The 16,826-nt window shown below is 70.2% G+C and carries 16 protein-coding genes; 8 read left to right on the forward strand and 8 right to left on the reverse strand.

Annotated features, from left to right (window positions below):
* Positions 1-215 precede the first annotated feature (215 nt).
* The 5 genes from acs (at position 216) to ACIQM4_RS09975 (ending at position 5,904) form a co-directional block, all read left to right on the forward strand.
* A complete protein-coding gene (gene acs / locus ACIQM4_RS09955) occupies positions 216-2,174 on the forward strand; it encodes an acetate--CoA ligase (RefSeq protein WP_401588632.1) in 1,959 nt (652 codons plus the stop codon).
* A 215-nt stretch (positions 2,175-2,389) separates the two neighbouring features.
* Positions 2,390-3,856: a Na+/H+ antiporter NhaA gene (nhaA, locus tag ACIQM4_RS09960; protein WP_401590088.1), complete on the forward strand. Its 1,467-nt coding sequence runs from the start codon at positions 2,390-2,392 to the stop codon at positions 3,854-3,856.
* A 125-nt stretch (positions 3,857-3,981) separates the two neighbouring features.
* Positions 3,982-4,464, forward strand: a complete 483-nt coding sequence (locus tag ACIQM4_RS09965; protein ID WP_401588634.1) for a phage holin family protein — start codon at positions 3,982-3,984, stop codon at positions 4,462-4,464.
* Positions 4,461-5,438, forward strand: coding sequence for an alpha/beta fold hydrolase (locus ACIQM4_RS09970; RefSeq protein WP_401588637.1), 978 nt, complete (start codon positions 4,461-4,463; stop codon positions 5,436-5,438). Before ACIQM4_RS09965 ends, ACIQM4_RS09970 begins: the two co-directional genes overlap by 4 nt.
* Before the next feature lie 277 nt (positions 5,439-5,715).
* The gene (locus tag ACIQM4_RS09975) at positions 5,716-5,904 is read left to right on the forward strand and encodes a hypothetical protein (RefSeq protein ID WP_401588640.1); all 189 of its coding nucleotides are present in this window, start codon (positions 5,716-5,718) and stop codon (positions 5,902-5,904) included.
* A gap of 55 nt (positions 5,905-5,959) precedes the next feature.
* Here ACIQM4_RS09975 and ACIQM4_RS09980 read toward each other — a convergent pair whose 3' ends face one another.
* The 4 genes from ACIQM4_RS09980 to nth form a co-directional block, all read right to left on the reverse strand.
* A complete protein-coding gene (locus tag ACIQM4_RS09980; RefSeq protein ID WP_401588643.1) occupies positions 5,960-7,351 on the reverse strand; it encodes a 6-phospho-beta-glucosidase in 1,392 nt (463 codons plus the stop codon).
* Positions 7,352-7,597: 246 nt separating this feature from the next.
* Positions 7,598-8,803 carry a MarP family serine protease gene (locus ACIQM4_RS09985; RefSeq protein ID WP_401588645.1) on the reverse strand — a complete coding sequence of 402 codons (1,206 nt, stop codon included), beginning with the start codon at positions 8,801-8,803 and terminating at the stop codon, positions 7,598-7,600.
* A 22-nt stretch (positions 8,804-8,825) separates the two neighbouring features.
* Positions 8,826-9,509, reverse strand: a complete 684-nt coding sequence (locus tag ACIQM4_RS09990; RefSeq protein ID WP_401590091.1) for an NUDIX hydrolase — start codon at positions 9,507-9,509, stop codon at positions 8,826-8,828.
* A gap of 515 nt (positions 9,510-10,024) precedes the next feature.
* Positions 10,025-11,023 carry an endonuclease III gene (gene nth, locus ACIQM4_RS09995; protein WP_401590094.1) on the reverse strand — a complete coding sequence of 333 codons (999 nt, stop codon included), beginning with the start codon at positions 11,021-11,023 and terminating at the stop codon, positions 10,025-10,027.
* A gap of 323 nt (positions 11,024-11,346) precedes the next feature.
* On the opposite strand from nth, the gene ACIQM4_RS10000 reads away from it, so the two are divergent.
* Together ACIQM4_RS10000 and ACIQM4_RS10005 are read left to right on the forward strand one after the other, a co-directional pair.
* The gene (locus ACIQM4_RS10000) at positions 11,347-12,021 is read left to right on the forward strand and encodes a Crp/Fnr family transcriptional regulator (protein ID WP_164258843.1); all 675 of its coding nucleotides are present in this window, start codon (positions 11,347-11,349) and stop codon (positions 12,019-12,021) included.
* A gap of 218 nt (positions 12,022-12,239) precedes the next feature.
* Positions 12,240-13,034, forward strand: coding sequence for a nucleotidyltransferase (locus tag ACIQM4_RS10005; RefSeq protein ID WP_401588648.1), 795 nt, complete (start codon positions 12,240-12,242; stop codon positions 13,032-13,034).
* A gap of 158 nt (positions 13,035-13,192) precedes the next feature.
* On the opposite strand, the gene ACIQM4_RS10010 is transcribed toward ACIQM4_RS10005, so the two are convergent.
* The 4 genes from ACIQM4_RS10010 to ACIQM4_RS10025 all read right to left on the reverse strand — a co-directional run bounded on the left by ACIQM4_RS10010 (position 13,193) and on the right by ACIQM4_RS10025 (position 15,722).
* Positions 13,193-14,023 carry an MBL fold metallo-hydrolase gene (locus tag ACIQM4_RS10010; RefSeq protein ID WP_401588650.1) on the reverse strand — a complete coding sequence of 277 codons (831 nt, stop codon included), beginning with the start codon at positions 14,021-14,023 and terminating at the stop codon, positions 13,193-13,195.
* Positions 14,020-15,024 carry an NUDIX hydrolase gene (locus tag ACIQM4_RS10015; protein WP_401588652.1) on the reverse strand — a complete coding sequence of 335 codons (1,005 nt, stop codon included), beginning with the start codon at positions 15,022-15,024 and terminating at the stop codon, positions 14,020-14,022. The genes ACIQM4_RS10010 and ACIQM4_RS10015 overlap by 4 nt, the downstream gene beginning before the upstream one ends.
* Positions 15,025-15,096: 72 nt before the next feature.
* Positions 15,097-15,564 carry a RidA family protein gene (locus ACIQM4_RS10020; protein ID WP_401588655.1) on the reverse strand — a complete coding sequence of 156 codons (468 nt, stop codon included), beginning with the start codon at positions 15,562-15,564 and terminating at the stop codon, positions 15,097-15,099.
* Positions 15,561-15,722 carry a DUF4177 domain-containing protein gene (locus ACIQM4_RS10025; RefSeq protein ID WP_014178397.1) on the reverse strand — a complete coding sequence of 54 codons (162 nt, stop codon included), beginning with the start codon at positions 15,720-15,722 and terminating at the stop codon, positions 15,561-15,563. Before ACIQM4_RS10025 ends, ACIQM4_RS10020 begins: the two co-directional genes overlap by 4 nt.
* Before the next feature lie 82 nt (positions 15,723-15,804).
* Between ACIQM4_RS10025 and ACIQM4_RS10030 the strand changes: the two genes are divergently transcribed.
* On the forward strand, positions 15,805-16,803 hold the full coding sequence (locus ACIQM4_RS10030) for an ArsA family ATPase (RefSeq protein WP_401588658.1): 999 nt from the start codon (positions 15,805-15,807) through the stop codon (positions 16,801-16,803).
* The last annotated feature ends 23 nt before the right edge of the window (positions 16,804-16,826 follow it).

A 16,826-nucleotide genomic window follows, 5' to 3' on the forward strand; every position in this document is an offset into this window, starting at 1 on the left:
GCGCCCGAACCGCGCACGTCGAACCCTTTCGGGTCGGCGTACGTGAGACCGTACGGCCCCCGCCGCACGCCCGCGGCGGGGGCCATACGGACGTCGTGGCAGCTCACGGACCGAATAGGTCTAAACCAATTTCCTGAGGGCTCTTGTCACCAGGGCCTATGACTGATGAGCTAAGCCACGGGACCCATCGGACGCCCCTGGGATTGGGAGATGTCGTGAGCAACGAAAGCCTGGCCAACCTTCTGAAGGAGGAGCGTCGTTTCGCTCCTCCCGCCGAGCTGGCCGCGAACGCCAACGTCACTGCGGAGGCGTACGAGCAGGCCAAGACCGACCGACTCGGTTTCTGGGCCGAGCAGGCACGTCGCCTCAGTTGGGCCACCGAGCCCACCGAGACCCTCGACTGGACGAACCCGCCGTTCGCGAAGTGGTTCGCCGACGGCACCCTCAACGTCGCGTACAACTGCGTGGACCGCCATGTCGAGGCCGGCAACGGCGACCGCGTCGCGATCCACTTCGAGGGCGAGCCCGGCGACAGCCGCTCCCTCACCTACGCACAGCTCAAGGACGAGGTCTCGCGCGCCGCGAACGCCCTGACCGAGCTGGGCGTCGTCAAGGGCGACCGGGTCGCCGTCTACCTCCCGATGATCCCCGAGGCCGCGATCGCGATGCTGGCCTGCGCCCGCGTCGGCGCCGCGCACTCGGTCGTCTTCGGCGGCTTCTCGGCCGACGCCGTCGCCTCGCGCATCCAGGACGCCGACGCCAAACTCGTCATCACCTCCGACGGCGGCTACCGGCGCGGCAAGCCCTCCGCGCTGAAGCCCGCGATCGACGAGGCCGTCGCCAAGTGTCCGACGGTCGAGCACGTACTGGTCGTACAGCGTACGAAGCAGGAGACGGCGTGGGACGAGACCCGCGACGTGTGGTGGCACGACATCGTCGGCCGTCAGTCCGCCGAGCACACCCCCGAGGCGTTCGAGGCCGAGCACCCGCTGTTCATCCTCTACACCTCCGGCACCACCGGTAAGCCCAAGGGCATCCTGCACACCTCCGGCGGTTACCTCACCCAGGCGGCCTACACCCACCAGGCGGTCTTCGACCTCAAGCCCGAGAGCGACGTCTACTGGTGCACCGCCGACATCGGCTGGGTCACCGGACACTCGTACATCGTCTACGGGCCGCTCGCCAACGGCGCCACCCAGGTCATGTACGAAGGCACCCCCGACACCCCCCACCAGGGGCGTTTCTGGGAGATCGTGCAGAAGTACAAGGTGAGCATCCTCTACACGGCGCCGACCGCGATCCGTACCTTCATGAAGTGGGGAGACGACATCCCCGCCAAGTTCGACCTCTCCTCGCTGCGCGTCCTCGGCTCGGTGGGCGAGCCGATCAACCCCGAGGCGTGGATGTGGTACCGCAAGAACATCGGCGGCGACAAGTGCCCCATCGTGGACACCTGGTGGCAGACCGAGACCGGCGCCATGATGATCTCCCCGCTGCCCGGCGTCACCGAGACGAAGCCGGGTTCGGCGCAGCGCGCACTGCCGGGCATCGCCGCGACGGTCGTCGACGACGAGGCGCGTGAGGTTCCCGACGGCGGAGGCGGCTACCTCGTCCTCACCGAGCCGTGGCCCTCCATGCTCCGTACGATCTGGGGCGACGACCAGCGGTTCATCGACACCTACTGGTCCCGCTTCGAGGGCAAGTACTTCGCCGGCGACGGCGCGAAGAAGGACGACGACGGCGACATCTGGCTGCTGGGCCGCGTCGACGACGTCATGCTGGTCTCCGGCCACAACATCTCCACCACCGAGGTCGAGTCCGCCCTCGTCTCCCACCCCTCGGTCGCCGAGGCCGCCGTGGTGGGCGCCGCGGACGAGACGACGGGGCAGGCCATCGTCGCCTTCGTCATCCTGCGCGGCACCGCGTCCGAGACCGACACCCTGGTCGCCGAACTCCGCAACCACGTCGGCGCCACCCTCGGCCCGATCGCCAAGCCCAAGCGGATCCTGCCGGTGGCCGAGCTGCCGAAGACGCGCTCCGGCAAGATCATGCGACGCCTGCTGCGCGACATCGCCGAGGACCGCGAGCTGGGCGATGTCTCGACCCTCACCGACGCCTCGGTGATGGGACTCATCCAGGCCAAGCTGCCGAGCTCGGCGGGCGGGGACGACTGACCACTGCCGGCTGACCACTTGGGACACGCGCGGGGCACATCCGTCCCGTACGTCCCCTGAACAGCTCAAGGGCACCCCGCGCTCCCCGCGCCGGGTGCCCTCTGCGCTCGTAAGGTGAAGATCGCCGGATACACCCTTGCGCACCACCGGTAGAGTTGTCCGCGCGTCAGGAACGCGTCAAAACTCGACAGGTGCGCCGGGAAGTCTGGTCGGCAATGTGCTTCATGCTGCCCACCGACCGGAGGTATTCACCCGTGGCCGCGCCCACTCCCCCCACCAGGAGCAAGTTCCTCGGACGGCTCCCGCTCCCCGAACGGACGTACGTCGCGGACGCGCTCCGCACCGAGACGGTCGGCGGTGTGCTGCTCCTGCTGGCCGCCGTCGCGGCGCTGATCTGGGCAAACACCTTCGGGTCGAGTTACGAGTCGCTGCGCGGCATGCACTTCGGGCCCGGCTTCGTCGGCCTCGACCTGTCCGTCCAGCACTGGGCGGCCGACGGCCTCCTCGCGATCTTCTTCTTCGTCGCCGGCATCGAGCTCAAGCGCGAACTCGTCGCGGGTGAGCTGCGCGACCCGAGAGCCGCCGCACTCCCCGTGATCGCCGCGCTCTGCGGCATGGCGGTGCCGGCCCTCGTCTACGTACTCGTGAACGTCATCGGCGGTGGGAACACCGGCGGCTGGGCGGTCCCGACAGCGACCGACATCGCCTTCGCGCTGGCGGTCCTCGCCGTCATCGGCACCTCGCTGCCCTCCGCGCTCCGGGCCTTCCTGCTCACCCTGGCCGTCGTGGACGACCTCTTCGCGATCCTGATCATCGCGGTCTTCTTCACCAGCGACATCAACTTCGCCGCGCTCGGAGGCGCCTTCGTCGGTCTGGTCGTCTTCTGGCTGCTGCTGCGGGCGAACGTGCGCGGTTGGTACGTCTACGTGCCGCTGGCGCTGGTGATCTGGGGCCTGATGTACAACAGCGGCGTGCACGCCACCATCGCCGGTGTGGCGATGGGCCTGATGCTGCGCTGCAGCCGTCGCGAAGGGGAGGAGCACTCGCCGGGCGAGCACATCGAACACCTGGTGCGGCCGTTGTCGGCGGGACTGGCCGTGCCACTCTTCGCCCTGTTCTCGGCAGGTGTGTCGGTGTCGGGCGGGGCGATCGCCGATGTCTTCACCAGGCCGGAGACGCTCGGTGTGGTGCTGGGACTGGTGGTCGGCAAGGCGGTCGGCATCTTCGGCGGCACCTGGCTCGCCGCCCGTTTCACCAAGGCGGAACTCAACGAGGACCTGGTCTGGCCGGACGTCTTCGCGGTCGCGTCCCTGGCCGGGATCGGCTTCACAGTGTCCCTGCTGATCGGCGAACTCGCCTTCACCGACGACCTGGAGCTCGCCGACGAGGTCAAGGCGGCGGTACTGATCGGCTCGCTGATCGCCGCGGTCCTGTCCGGCGTGCTGCTGAAGTTGCGGGTCCGCAAGTACCGTGCGCTCTACGACGAGGAGGAGCGCGACGAGGACATGGACGGCGTCCCGGACATCTACGAGGTGGGAAAGCCGGACTACCACCTGAGGATGGCCGAGATCCACGAAGCGAAGGCCGCGGAGCACCGACGGCTGGCAGCGCAGTGCGCGGGTAGCGAGAACATCGAGGAAGTGCTGGGGGCGGCGCGCGACGAGGGCCGCGGTCCGGCATGATCTGACTGCAGATCCTAAGAGCTTGAACAGCAGAGCTCGCACGACAGAGCTCGAACGGCAAAGCCCGAACAGCCGAGCTCGAACAGAAGCTTGTACAGCAGCTTGAACAAAAGAGGGAGAGAGCGATGAGCGACCCCGCCCGCAACGCCCACGGCGTCGAGAGCGCCGAGCGCAGCCTCGGACAGTTGGTCGCCACGGCGACCACCGAGATGTCCGCGCTCGTGCACGACGAGATCGCGCTGGCCAAGATTCAGCTGCGGCAGGACGTCAAGCGCGGCGCCGTCGGCGGCGGGGCGTTCGGCGCGGCCGGCGCCGTACTGATCTTCTCGCTGCCGATGCTGAGCTTCGCACTGGCGTACGGAATTCACACCTGGAGCGGTGGCTGGAACCTCGCATGGTGCTTCCTCCTCTCCTTCGCCGCGAACGTGCTGGTCGCGGGCCTGCTCGCGTTGATCGGCGTCGTCTTCGCGAAGAAGGCGAAGAAGGGGAAGGGCCCGCAGAAGGCCGCCGCGGCCGCCAAGGAGACGGCCGCCGTGCTCGGGAATGCGAAGCCGCACCCCCGTCAGGTGCAGGACAACACGGTCGTTGTGGCACGCTCATCCGTATGACCGCCCTAGATACCGACGGCTCCGGCACTCCCACCCCGTCCGGCGGCTTCGCCGCCTCGGCGTCCGCCTCCTCCGTCGTACGCCTCGACGGGCCGTGGACGCACCGGGACGTGGCGGCCAACGGCGCGCGTTTCCACATCGCGGAAATGGGCGACGGGCCGCTGGTGCTGCTGCTGCACGGGTTCCCGCAGTTCTGGTGGACCTGGCGGCATCAGCTGACGGCGCTTGCCGACGCCGGTTTCCGGGCGGTGGCGATGGACCTGCGCGGGGTGGGCGGCAGCGACCGAACGCCGCGCGGCTACGACCCGGCGAACCTCGCGCTGGACATCACGGGGGTCGTACGGTCCCTGGGCGAGCCGGACGCAGCGCTCGTCGGGCACGATCTGGGCGGGTACCTGGCGTGGACGGCGGCGGCGATGCGGCCGAAGCTGGTACGTCGGCTCGTGGTCTCCTCGATGCCGCACCCGAGACGCTGGCGCTCGGCGATGCTGTCGGACTTCTCGCAGTCGCGGGCCGGTTCGTACGTCTGGGGATTCCAGCGGCCCTGGGTACCGGAGCGGCAACTCGTCGCGGACGACGCGGCTTTGACCGGCCGGCTGATCCGCGACTGGTCGGGGCCGCGGCAGCCGGACGACAAGACGGTCGACGCCTACCGGCTGGCGATGACGATCCCGTCGACGGCACACTGCTCGGTCGAGCCCTACCGGTGGATGGTGCGATCGATGGCACGTCCCGACGGGCTCCAGTTCAACCGGCGGATGAAGACACCGGTACGGGTGCCGACGCTCCATCTGCACGGATCACTGGACCCGGTGATGCGCACCCGCAGCGCGGCCGGCTCCGGCGAGTACGTCGATGCGCCCTACCGGTGGCGACTGCTCGACGGCCTCGGGCACTTCCCGCACGAGGAGGACCCCGAGACCTTCTCCACCGAACTGGTCAACTGGCTGAAGGACCCGGAACCGGACCGGTAACCGACCGGGCGTCACGGCTTGCGGCACAGATCGGGGACCTACCGGTCTGGGTCCGACAGATCTGCGACCGTCCGTGGGCGGACCGTCCGTGGGTGGACCGACCGGGCGTGGACCGACCGGGCGTGGACCGACCGGGCGTGGACCGACCGGGCGTGGACCGACCGGGGACGCCTCAGCCAGAACGCTTGTACTACGAACAGCCAAATGCCCCTCGCATAGGCCAATTGGCGTCGCGTCAGACGATTACCGACCTTGGGCCCCGGGCACACGTCGGGGTATGGGCTGGACGCACGACTACGGTGACGCAGCACGCAACCGCCGCTCGGCCACAGCGCCGATCACCTACGAAAGGGGACGCCCCCACGATGAGGGCCACTACCACCCCGGACGGGCGATTGGCATTCCTCGTATCCTCCGGCGCCGCGCCCGGTGGATGTCGGCGCGACTGAGGCATCAGCGGACCTGACCCTCCCGCGCACGGAGGCCGGACCGCCCCGGGACCAGTCCCTCCTGGTCCCTGGTCAGTCCTTTCTGAGGTAGCCGAGTCCCGGGTGTGCGTTCCGGTAGCCCTCCAGCAGCCTGCGCGCCACCTGTACCGAGTCGACGAGCGGATGCAGGGCGAACGCCTTGACCGCCTCCTGTGCCGACCCGCTCTCCCCCGCTGCCAGCACGCAGCGCTCCACGGCCTTCACGGCGGCCACCAGGCCTGCCTCGTGCCCGGAGAGCTGCGACACCGCGGCGGGGCGGGCTCCGGCCGCGTCGACCAGGCACGGGACCTCGATGACGGCTGCCTCGTCGAGGATGTCCAGCACCCCGCCGTTACGGATGTTGAGGATCAGCGTCGTACGTTCGTCGCGCGCGATGGCCCGCATCAGGGCCAGCGCCACGTATTCGTACCCGCCGGACTCCAGGTCGTCGGCGGTGCGCTCCCCCGCGCCCGCCGCCTCCCGGTTCTCCGCCATGTACGTCGCCTCGCGCTCGGCCCTCGTACGGTCCCAGGCGTCCCAGGCCGCACCCTGGCCCACCGCGGGGTCCCGGGCTGCCGCCAGCTCGTCGTAGAACCGGGACTGCTGGTCCCGCAGGAAGGCGCCGCGGGTCTGCTTCGCCTGCCGGTAGGCGGTCACGGCCTCGCGGTTGAAGTAGTAGTAGTGCAGGTACTCGTTGGGCACCGAGCCGAGCGAGCGCAGCCAGTCCGCGCCGAAGAGCCTGCCCTCCTCGAAGGACGCCAGCCGCTCCGGGTCCGCGAACAACTCCGGGAGCACATCGCGGCCGTCGACGTACAGCCCGCGCAACCAGCCCAGATGGTTGAGGCCCACGTAGTCGGCGCGCGCGGTGGCCGGGTCCTCGACACCGAGGGTGCGGGCGACCCGCCTGGCCAGCCCCACGGGGGAGTCACAGATACCGATGACCCGGTCGCCGAGGTGGCGGGACATCGCCTCGGTGACCAGGCCCGCCGGGTTGGTGAAGTTGATGACCCACGCCTCCGGTGCCAGCCGGGCCACCCGCCGGGCGATGTCGACGGCGACCGGAACCGTGCGCAGTCCGTAGGCGATGCCGCCCGCACCGACGGTCTCCTGGCCGAGGACCCCCTCGTCCAGCGCGATTCGTTCGTCCGCCGCGCGGCCCGCCAGGCCACCGACCCGGATCGCGGAGAAGACGAAGTCCGCACCGCGCAGCGCCTCGTCCAGGTCGGTGGTGACAGTGACCTCGGGGGCCGGTGGCGTGCCGGGGGTGCCATCGGCGCGGGCACGGGCCGCCTGATCTGCCAGGACCCGGGCGATGGCGGTGAGCCGGTCCTGGTCGAGGTCGTGCAGGGTGACATGGGTGACGCGGCCCTCCGCGCGGTCGTTCAGCAGCGCCCCGTACACCAGAGGGACGCGGAAACCGCCGCCGCCCAGGATCGTCAGTCGCATGATGCAGGCCTCTCCGGTACGTGATGCAGGTGGTCGTGGGTCGGGTGGTCGTGGGGCAGGGCCCTTCAGGTGCGGCAGGGCCCTTCAGGTGCGGCAGGGCCCTTCAGTAATCGCAGGTACCTCGGGTCGGGATGCCCCCAGCGGGTTCCCGTACTTCAGACTCGCAGGTCGGGTCGCTCTTATGGATCAACCCGTGGGTTGGCACATTGCCTCCACCCACGGGTTGATCGCCGGTCACCGCGTCACTCAGAGCGCACAGCCCTGGCTGTCCACCTGCTGGTTTGCGGCGCGCCCGACCTTGATGTCGTCGCGGATCTCGTCCGCGGTCAGCGCGTACCCCGTCTCCGGGTCGTCCAGGGATTTGGCGAAGACCACGCCGTACACCTTGCCGTCGGGGGTCAGCAGCGGACCGCCGGAGTTTCCCTGGCGGACCGTCGCGTACAGGGAGTAGACATCTCGGCGCACCGTGTCGCGATGGTAGATGTCAGGGCCGCTGGCGTTGATCCGGGCGCGCACACGCGCCGAGCGGACGTCGTACGACCCGTTCTCCGGGAAGCCGGCGACGATCGCGCCGTCGCCGCTGCGGGCGTCGCCCTCGGTGAACCGGAGCGGTTCGGCCCGCAGGTCCGGCACGTCCAGTACGGCGATGTCGCGCTTCCAGTCGTAGAGCACGACCTTCGCGTCGTACAGCTTGCCCTCGCCGCCGATCTGGACGGTCGGCTCGCTGACTCCGCCGACGACGTGCGCGTTGGTCATCACGCGGCGCTCGGAGAAGACGAAGCCGGTTCCCTCCAGGACCTTGCCGCAGCCGGGCGCCGTACCGACGACCTTGACGATGGACTTCTTGGCGCGCGCCGCGACCGCGCTGCCCGCGAGCTTCGGGTCCGGGGGCTTGACCGCGGTGATCGGCTCGTTGGAGAAGGGGCTGAAGACCTGGGGGAAGCCGTTCTGCGCGAGAACGGAACTGAAGTCCGCGAACCAGGTGCTGGCCTCGCCCGGTACCACCCGGTCCACCCCGAGCAGCACCTTGGAACTGCGCACCTCCTTGCCGACCGTGGGCAGCGAGGTGCCCGCGACCAGCGAGCCGATCAGCCAGGCCACCAGCAGCATCGCGCAGACGTTGACCAGCGCGCCTCCGGTCGCGTCCAGGGCGCGGGCCGGTGACCAGGTGATGTATCGGCGCAGCTTGTTGCCGAGGTGAGTGGTGAAGGCCTGGCCCACCGAGGCGCAGACGATCACAATCACGACCGCCACCAGGATCCCGGTCGTCGAGTCGCCGAGGGACGAGCCGTCGGCGAACCACCCCCAGATCGGCGGCAGCAGCAAGACCGCGACAAGACCGCCGCCGAGGAACCCGACCACCGACAGCACGCCGACGACGAATCCCTGGCGGTACCCGATGACCGCGAACCACACCGCCGCGACCAGCAACACAATGTCCAGGACGTTCACGCCCGCCACCCTGCCATGTCCGTCATGCGTGCCAGTCGAGCGGGACCTCACGAAGGCGGTCCCAGGGCCGCTCCCAGCCCGCGAAGTGCAGAACCTTGTCGACCACTCCTGCGGTGAACCCCCACAGCAGACCCGATTCCAGCAGGAAGGCGGGCCCACGGTGACCTCGCGGGTGGACGCTCGTCGCCCGGTGCGCCGGGTCCGTGAGATACGCCACCGGAACCGTGAAAACGCTCGCCGTCTCCCCCTGGTCGACGGCGCCGACCGGACTCGGCTCGCGCCACCAGCCGAGCACCGGCGTCACCACGAAGCTGCTGACGGGGATGTAGAGCCGGGGCAGCACCCCGAAGACCTGCACACCGGAGGGGTCGAGTCCGGTCTCTTCCTCGGCCTCCCTGAGGGCGGCCCGGAGCGGGCCGGTGGTCTCCGGGTCGCCGTCACCCGGATCGAGCGCCCCGCCGGGGAAGGAAATCTGTCCGGCGTGCGAGCGGAGGCTGCTCGCCCGCTCCATCAGGAGCAGCTCGGGGCCCTGCGACCCCTCCCCGAAGAGCACGAGTACCGCCGACTGCCGGCCGGCCCCGCTCTCGGGCGGCAGAAAACTGCTGAGCTGCTCCGGACGGACGCTGCGGGCCACCGCCGCCACCGGGTCCAGCCAGGCGGGCAGGCCGCGGTCGTTGACGGTGTCCCGCACTGCCTCTGCCGTCACTCCGGTCGCCGCCTTGCTCTCGTGCGTGTTGCTTCTTCCGTACGACTCCGGGTGCTCGTACGCCTTGTCCGTCTCGTGCGTCCTGACGGCCTCGTACGCCCCGCCGGGCGTCCCGTACGCCCCGCCGGGCGTCCCGCCGGGCTCGTACGTCCCGTCGGGCTCGTACGTCCCGCCCGTCTTGTACGTCCTGCGGGACTCGTACGTCCTACCCGTTTCGTACGCCCCGCCAGCCTCATACGCCTCGTCGGTTTCGTATGCCCTGTCGATCTCGTACGTATCACCGTTGCGGCGCGGGCCGCCGTGGGTGTGCGTCTCACGCGCTGCGCCCGCCGTGCTTGCCGCGCTTGCCGCGCTCGCCGCGCTCGCCGCGCTCGCCGCGCTCGCCGCTGCGGTGTGCGGCGTGCCTGTACGTCTCATCCCCACCCCCCTACGTCCCCAACGTCCGCCCCCGCCACGATCGTTCCGGACTCTGCCGTCCTTGCTGTCGTCCCTGCGTAATCCTGGGCCCGAGGGGGTCACATTCCAGCCGGAGCCGCCCCCATCGGCGGCGCCGGCTTGCCACCGGCGTCCAGGAAGGACTGCGGGGGCTTCAGCCGCTGGCCCGGATAGCCACCCTTCTCGTACTTCAGCAGCTTCTCGGCCTTCTCCGGGTCCGTCTCGCCCAGGCCGTACGACGGACAGAGCGCGGCGATCGGGCAGGCCCCGCAGGCGGGCTTGCGGGAGTGACAGATCCGGCGGCCGTGGAAGACGACGCGGTGCGAGAGCATCGTCCACTCGCTCTTCGGGAAGATCTCGGCGACCACCGCCTCGACCTTCACCGGGTCCTCCTCATCGGTCCACTTCCAGCGGCGCACCAGGCGGCCGAAGTGTGTGTCGACCGTGATGCCGGGGACCCCGAAATAGTTCCCGAGAACGACGTTCGCCGTCTTGCGGCCGACTCCGGGCAGCGTCACCAGGTCCTCGATCCGGCCGGGCACCTCACCGCCGAAGTTGTCCCGGAGGGCGGCGGACAGACCCAGCAGGGACCTTGCCTTGGCGCGGAAGAATCCCGTGGGCCGGATGATCTCCTCCAGCTCCTCCGGAACGGCCGCCGCCATGTCCTCGGGCGTCGGGTACGCCTTGAAGAGGGCGGGGGTGGTCTGGTTGACGCGCAGGTCGGTGGTCTGTGCGGAGAGGACGGTGGCGACCAGCAACTGGAAGGGGTCCTCGAAGTCCAGCTCCGGGTGGGCGTAGGGGTAGACCTCGGCGAGCGCCCGATTGATCTTGCGGGCGCGGCGGACCATGGTGAGGTGCGACTCGGGCTTGGCGGCCCGTCCCGCGGCTTTCTTGGCCCCGGTGGCTTTCTTGGCACCGGCGGCTTTCTTGGCCCCGGCGGCCTTCGTCCCGGCTGCTTCGGTGTCGGTCGTCCCCGACTTCGGTTTCTTTGGCTTCGCCGCGGCGCTCGCGGTCTTCGCGGCGGCCTTCCTCGGCTTCGACACGGCCTCCACGGACTCCACGGACTCCGACACGGCCATCCCGGGCTTCGAGACGGCTTTCTTGGGCTTCGACACGGCTTTGTTGGGCTTCGACGCAGCCTGTTCGCCCACGGCGGAATTACGGCTCGCTGTCACCTGTCCAGCCCCCTTGACCTGCGCTCTCACCGGCTTGTTGGACACCCGACCAGCCTAGGGCCAGGTACTGACATCCGCCTTGGTCACGGCCCGATGCCTACCCAATCGGCCCCCTGAAGCACGACCAGGCCCAGTAGTAAGTCATCCTTAGTGATTGATCGCACTGTTTTACCGTCCGGCATCATGGGGACCACGGTCCCCTGAGCAGGTCGACAAGGAGAGAACACGTGGACGACGTTCTGCGGCGCGCCCCGCTCTTCGCGGCGCTCGATGACGAGCAGGCCGCGGAGCTGCGCGCCTCCATGAGCGAGGTAACCCTCGCACGCGGTGACGCCCTGTTCCACGAGGGCGACCCCGGTGACCGCCTTTATGTGGTGACCGAGGGCAAGGTGAAGCTTCACCGCACCTCCCCCGACGGCCGGGAGAACATGCTGGCCGTCCTCGGACCCGGCGAGCTGATCGGCGAGCTCTCGCTGTTCGACCCGGGCCCGCGCACCGCCACCGCGTCGGCCCTGACCGAGGTCAAGCTGCTGGGCCTCGGCCACGGCGACCTCCAGCCCTGGCTGAACGTACGTCCGGAGGTGGCCACCGCGCTGCTGCGGGCGGTCGCCCGCCGGCTGCGCAAGACCAACGACCAGATGTCCGACCTGGTCTTCTCCGACGTGCCCGGTCGCGTGGCCCGTGCGCTCCTGGACCTGTCGCGCCGCTTCGGCGTGCAGTCCGAGGAGGGCATCCACGTCGTGCACGACCTCACGCAGGAAGAGCTGGCCCAGTTGGTCGGCGCGTCCCGCGAGACGGTCAACAAGGCCCTCGCGGACTTCGCCGGGCGGGGCTGGTTGCGCCTGGAAGCACGGGCAGTGATCCTGCTCGACGTGGAACGACTGGCCAAGCGCTCGCGCTGAGCGGATTCGTTCCACGACCGCCAGGCGCTCGGGCTCAGCCGTTGCGGTTCACGAGCACCAGGCGCTCAGGCTCAGCGCTCGGGCCAGACCGTCGCGTCTCGTCTCAGCTCGTCTCGTCTCAGCTCACAGAGCGGTCTCATCTCGTACGCACGACGGCGGGGCGCCCCTTTCACCCAGGGGGCGCCCCGCCGTCGTCACACCACCCCACGGCGGCGGACATGGCACGGCACCCGTACATCGAGCGCGAGGGCTCGATGGAGCGCGTCCAGGCGGAGTTCCGCCCCGTCGTGGAGGCGCTGCACGCGCGCGTGGCGTCGGTCTTCGGCGTGGACCGGCTGCACAGCGCCTATGTGTACGGTTCGGTTCCGCGCGGCACGGCCGTGCCCGGCAGGTCCGACCTGGACGTGCTGCTCGCCCTGCGGGCGGAGCCCACGGAAGCCGATCGGGCGGACGCCCGGAGCATCGGTGAGGCGCTCGACGCCGGTTTCGACCAGATCGACGGCGTCGGCACGCTCCTCTTCAGCGAGGCCGTGCTGCTGAGCGAACTGGAGCGGTACGACATGGGCTGGTTCGTCGCCTGCCTCTGCACACCGCTGATCGGCCCAGACCTGGCGGAGCAGTTGCCCCGCTACCGGCCGGACGCGCTGTTGGCCCGGGAGACCAACGGCGACCTGATCGATGTACTGCCCCGGTGGCGGCAGTTGGTCGTCGACGCGGACACCGACGACGAGCGGCGACGGCTCAGCCGTGTCTTCGCCCGTCGGATCGTGCGGACCGGGCTGACTCTCGTGATGCCCCGCTGGGGCCGGTTCACCAGCGAACTTGTCCAGTCCGCCGAGGTGTTCGCCCGGTATTACCCGGAACGCGGCGACGAGATGCGGAAAGTCGCGTACGTCGCCGGGAACCCCACGGCCGGTCGGTCCGTTCTTCAGACGTACACCGAGGATCTCGGTCCGTGGCTGGCAGACGAATACGTCGCGGTGCACGGCCCCAAGACCCCCCGGCCGTACTGAAACACCGCAGTGAAAGGGCCTTCGCGCCCCCGCAGCTTGTGAACTGCACAGTGAAGCAGAATTCGTTCGGATCAGGCCCGCTCGCGACTTGCGGCAGGCCGCGCACATGCCCTCAAGGCCGGCCCACACATCCGGAAGGCCGGCCCACACATCCGGCCTCAGACCAAGCCGTGCTCGCGCAGATACTCCAGCTGCGCGCGCACCGAGAGCTCGGCCGCAGGCCACAGGGACCGGTCCACGTCCGCGTACACCCGCGCCACCACCTCGGACGCGCTCATGTGCCCGCTCTCCACGGCCATCTCCACCTGTGCCAGCCGTTTCGCCCGGTGCGCCAGGTAGAACTCGACCGCGCCCTGGGCATCGTCGAGAACCGGACCGTGGCCCGGCAGGACGAGATGCACCCCGTCGTCGACCGTCAACGACCGCAGCCGCCGCAGCGAGTCGAGATAGTCCCCGAGTCGACCGTCCGGGTGCGCCACCACCGTCGTGCCGCGTCCCAGAACCGTGTCCCCCGTCAGCACGGCCCGGTCGGCCGGCAAATGGAAGCAGAGAGAGTCCGCGGTGTGCCCCGGCGTGGGCACCACCCGCATCTCGACTCCGCCGGTGGTGATGACATCACCGGCGCCCAGCCCCTCGTCGCCCAGCCGCAGCGCGGGGTCCAGCGCCCGTACCGACGTCCGGGTCAGCTCCGCGAAGCGCGCGGCCCCCTCCGCGTGGTCGGGATGTCCGTGCGTCAGCAGGGTCAGCGCGACCCGCTTGCCCGCCCTCTCCGCAGTGTCGATCACCGCCCGCAGATGCACGTCGTCCAAGGGACCCGGGTCCACGACGACGGCCAGGTCGGAACCGGGCTCGGAGACGATCCAGGTGTTGGTGCCGTCGAGCGTCATCGCCGACGGGTTGGGCGCCAGCACGTTGACCGCGCGCGCGGAGGCCCGGCCGGACAGCGCTCCGCCTCTCGGCTGGCCCGGCAGGGCGGCGGCGTCCGTCACCGGGGGCCTCCTACCGCGGGGGCCTCACCGGCCGGGATGTGCTTGGTGAACTCGTCGTGACCGGGCCAGCTCAGCACCAGCTCCCCGTCCACCAGTCGGGCCTGTGCGAGCACGGGGGTCATGTCCTGGCCCGAGGCGGCCGCCAGGACCTCTGCCACCGTCCGGTACGGCAGGAGGCGTCGCAGCGTGGAGACGGTCGGCGGCATCATCAGCAGCTCCCCCCGGTCGTACCCCGCGGCCGCGTCGGCGGGAGTCGTCCACACGGTGCGGTCCGCCTCCGTGGAGGCGTTACGGGTGCGCTGTCCCGGCGGCAGCGCGGCCACGAAGAACCAGGTGTCGTACCGCCTGGGTTCGAACTCCGGGGTGATCCAGCGCGCCCACGCGCCCAGCAGGTCTGAGCGCAGCACCAGTTTCCTGCGGTCGAGGAACTCCGCGAAGGCCAGCTCGCGGGCGACCAGGGCCTGCCGGTCCGCCTCCCAGTCGTCGCCCGTGGTGTCGTCGACGACGGTGTCCGGCGTGGCGCCGGCCAGGAGGACGCCCGCCTCCTCGAAGGTCTCGCGGACAGCCGCGCAGACCACCGCCTGGGCCGCGCCCAGGTCGTCCGGCAGCCCGAGGCGCTCGCCCCACTCGGCCAGGGACGGCCCCGCCCAGCGGACCAGCGACTCGTCGTCCCTGGGGTCCACGCCGCCACCCGGATACGCGTACGCGCCTCCGGCGAAAGCCATGGAGGCGCGTCTGCGCAGCATGTGGACGGTCAGTCCGCGACCACGTCGAACGGAACCAGCCAAGAGGGCGGCGTCCTCCCGGCCGATGCTCTCCCGGCCGGCGTCCTCCCGGCCAACGCCGACCGGGCCGACCCCGTCGGTGTCACCGGCGGTGTCACCGTCGCTCAGCAGCAGCACGGTCGCGGCCCGCTTCGGGGTGGCCGGGCTGAGCTCGCCGCTCGCCAGTGCGCGGATCCGGTCGGGCCATTCGGGCGGGTACCACTGACCATTGGACATGGCCGGATGCTACGGCCAACCGTCTCGATGTTCGAGGGGCAGTGGTACCCCACACGCGCCGTCACCTGGTGGTCAGGCGTGGGAGAGCTCCACCTGGATCTCGACCTCGACGGGGGCGTCCAACGGCAGGACGGCCACGCCGACGGCGCTGCGGGCGTGCACGCCCTTGTCGCCGAGGACCTCGCCGAGCAGCTCGCTCGTACCGTTGATCACGGCGGGCTGGCCGGTGAAGTCGGGGGCCGAGGCGACGAAGCCGACGACCTTCACGACACGCGCGATGCGGTCCAGGTCACCCGCGACGGACTTCACGGCGGCCAGTGCGTTCAGCGCGCAGATCCGCGCCAGGTCCTTGGCCTCCTCGGGGGTGACCTCCGCGCCGACCTTGCCGGTGACCGGCAGCGAGCCGTCCACCATCGGGAGCTGGCCCGCCGTGTAGACGTACACGCCGGACTGCACGGCCGGCTGGTAGGCGGCCAGCGGCGGTACCACCTCAGGCAGGGTCAGGCCGAGCGAGGCGAGCTTCTCCTCGACGGCGCTCATGCGGCCTTCTCCCGCTTGAGATAGGCCACCAGCTGCTCGGGGTTGTTGGGTCCGGGGACGACCTGGACGAGCTCCCAGCCGTCCTCGCCCCAGGTGTCCAGAATTTGCTTCGTCGCGTGCACGAGAAGGGGCACGGTCGCGTATTCCCACTTGGTCATGCGGCCGACTGTAGCCGGTGGGAGCGCGACGGAAGGACGGCCTCCTGATTGGGCCCCCGGGCGACTGGTTAGGCTCGATGGCGTGAGCAGGCTCCAGGTCGTCAGTGGCAAGGGCGGTACCGGCAAGACCACGGTCGCCGCCGCACTCGCGCTCGCCCTCGCCACCGAGGGCAAACGCACCCTCCTGGTGGAGGTCGAGGGCAGACAGGGCATCGCGCAGCTCTTCGAGACGGAAGCCCTTCCGTACGAGGAGCGCAAGATCGCTGTCGCGTCGGGCGGCGGGGAGGTGTACGCCCTCGCGATCGACGCCGAACGCGCGCTGCTCGACTACCTCCAGATGTTCTACAAACTGGGAAGCGCCGGCCGGGCGCTCAAGAAGCTCGGCGCGATCGACTTCGCAACCACCATCGCGCCGGGACTGCGGGACGTACTGCTGACCGGCAAGGCCTGCGAGGCGGTCCGCCGACGGGACAAGAAGAACGCGTACGTCTACGACCACGTCGTCATGGACGCCCCGCCGACAGGTCGCATCACCCGCTTCCTGAACGTGAACGACGAGGTCGCGGGTCTGGCGAAGTTCGGTCCCATACACAATCAGGCTCAGGCCGTGATGCGGGTTCTCAAGTCCCCCGAGACCGCGGTGCACTTCGTCACCCTGCTTGAGGAGATGCCGGTCCAGGAGACCGCGGACGGCATCGCCGAGCTGCGGGCCGCCGAGCTGCCGGTGGGCAAGGTCATCGTGAACATGGTCCGTCCACACCTGGTGGACGAGGGGGCCCTGCGTTCCGCCGCGGGTGAGCAACGCGCGGCGGTGGCCCAGGCGCTCTCCCGGGCGGGCCTCGGCGGGGCGCGACGTGGCGGGCTCGCGGAGCGCCTGGTGGACCCGCTCCTGGAGCAGGCGGCCGAGCACGCGCAGCGCGTCGAGCTGGAACGGGAACAGCGGGCGGCGCTGGCCGGGCTCAACCTGGGGACGTACGAACTCCCGTTGCTCGGCGAAGGGTTGGACCTGGCCGGGCTCTACCGGCTGGCGGCAGCACTCCGCGCCCACGTCGGCGCGGACCTGGCAGGGGGAACAGCATGAGTACGGACAGGACGTCGGGAACG

The sequence above is a fragment of the Streptomyces sp. NPDC091272 genome, from assembly GCF_044757485.1.
GTDB lineage: Bacteria > Actinomycetota > Actinomycetes > Streptomycetales > Streptomycetaceae > Streptomyces.

What these genes read in the sequence shown, in the direction of transcription:
- nhaA (WP_401590088.1), top strand. Translation starts at nt 2,390, where the DNA reads ATGTGCTTCATGCTGCCCACCGACCGGAGGTATTCACCCGTGGCCGCG.
- ACIQM4_RS09965 (WP_401588634.1), top strand. Translation starts at nt 3,982, where the DNA reads ATGAGCGACCCCGCCCGCAACGCCCACGGCGTCGAGAGCGCCGAGCGC.
- ACIQM4_RS09970 (WP_401588637.1), top strand. Translation starts at nt 4,461, where the DNA reads ATGACCGCCCTAGATACCGACGGCTCCGGCACTCCCACCCCGTCCGGC.
- ACIQM4_RS09975 (WP_401588640.1), top strand. Translation starts at nt 5,716, where the DNA reads ATGGGCTGGACGCACGACTACGGTGACGCAGCACGCAACCGCCGCTCG.
- ACIQM4_RS09980 (WP_401588643.1), bottom strand. Translation starts at nt 7,351, where the DNA reads ATGCGACTGACGATCCTGGGCGGCGGCGGTTTCCGCGTCCCTCTGGTG.
- nth (WP_401590094.1), bottom strand. Translation starts at nt 11,023, where the DNA reads ATGGCCGTGTCGGAGTCCGTGGAGTCCGTGGAGGCCGTGTCGAAGCCG.
- ACIQM4_RS10005 (WP_401588648.1), top strand. Translation starts at nt 12,240, where the DNA reads ATGGCACGGCACCCGTACATCGAGCGCGAGGGCTCGATGGAGCGCGTC.
- ACIQM4_RS10015 (WP_401588652.1), bottom strand. Translation starts at nt 15,024, where the DNA reads ATGTCCAATGGTCAGTGGTACCCGCCCGAATGGCCCGACCGGATCCGC.
- ACIQM4_RS10020 (WP_401588655.1), bottom strand. Translation starts at nt 15,564, where the DNA reads ATGAGCGCCGTCGAGGAGAAGCTCGCCTCGCTCGGCCTGACCCTGCCT.
- ACIQM4_RS10025 (WP_014178397.1), bottom strand. Translation starts at nt 15,722, where the DNA reads ATGACCAAGTGGGAATACGCGACCGTGCCCCTTCTCGTGCACGCGACG.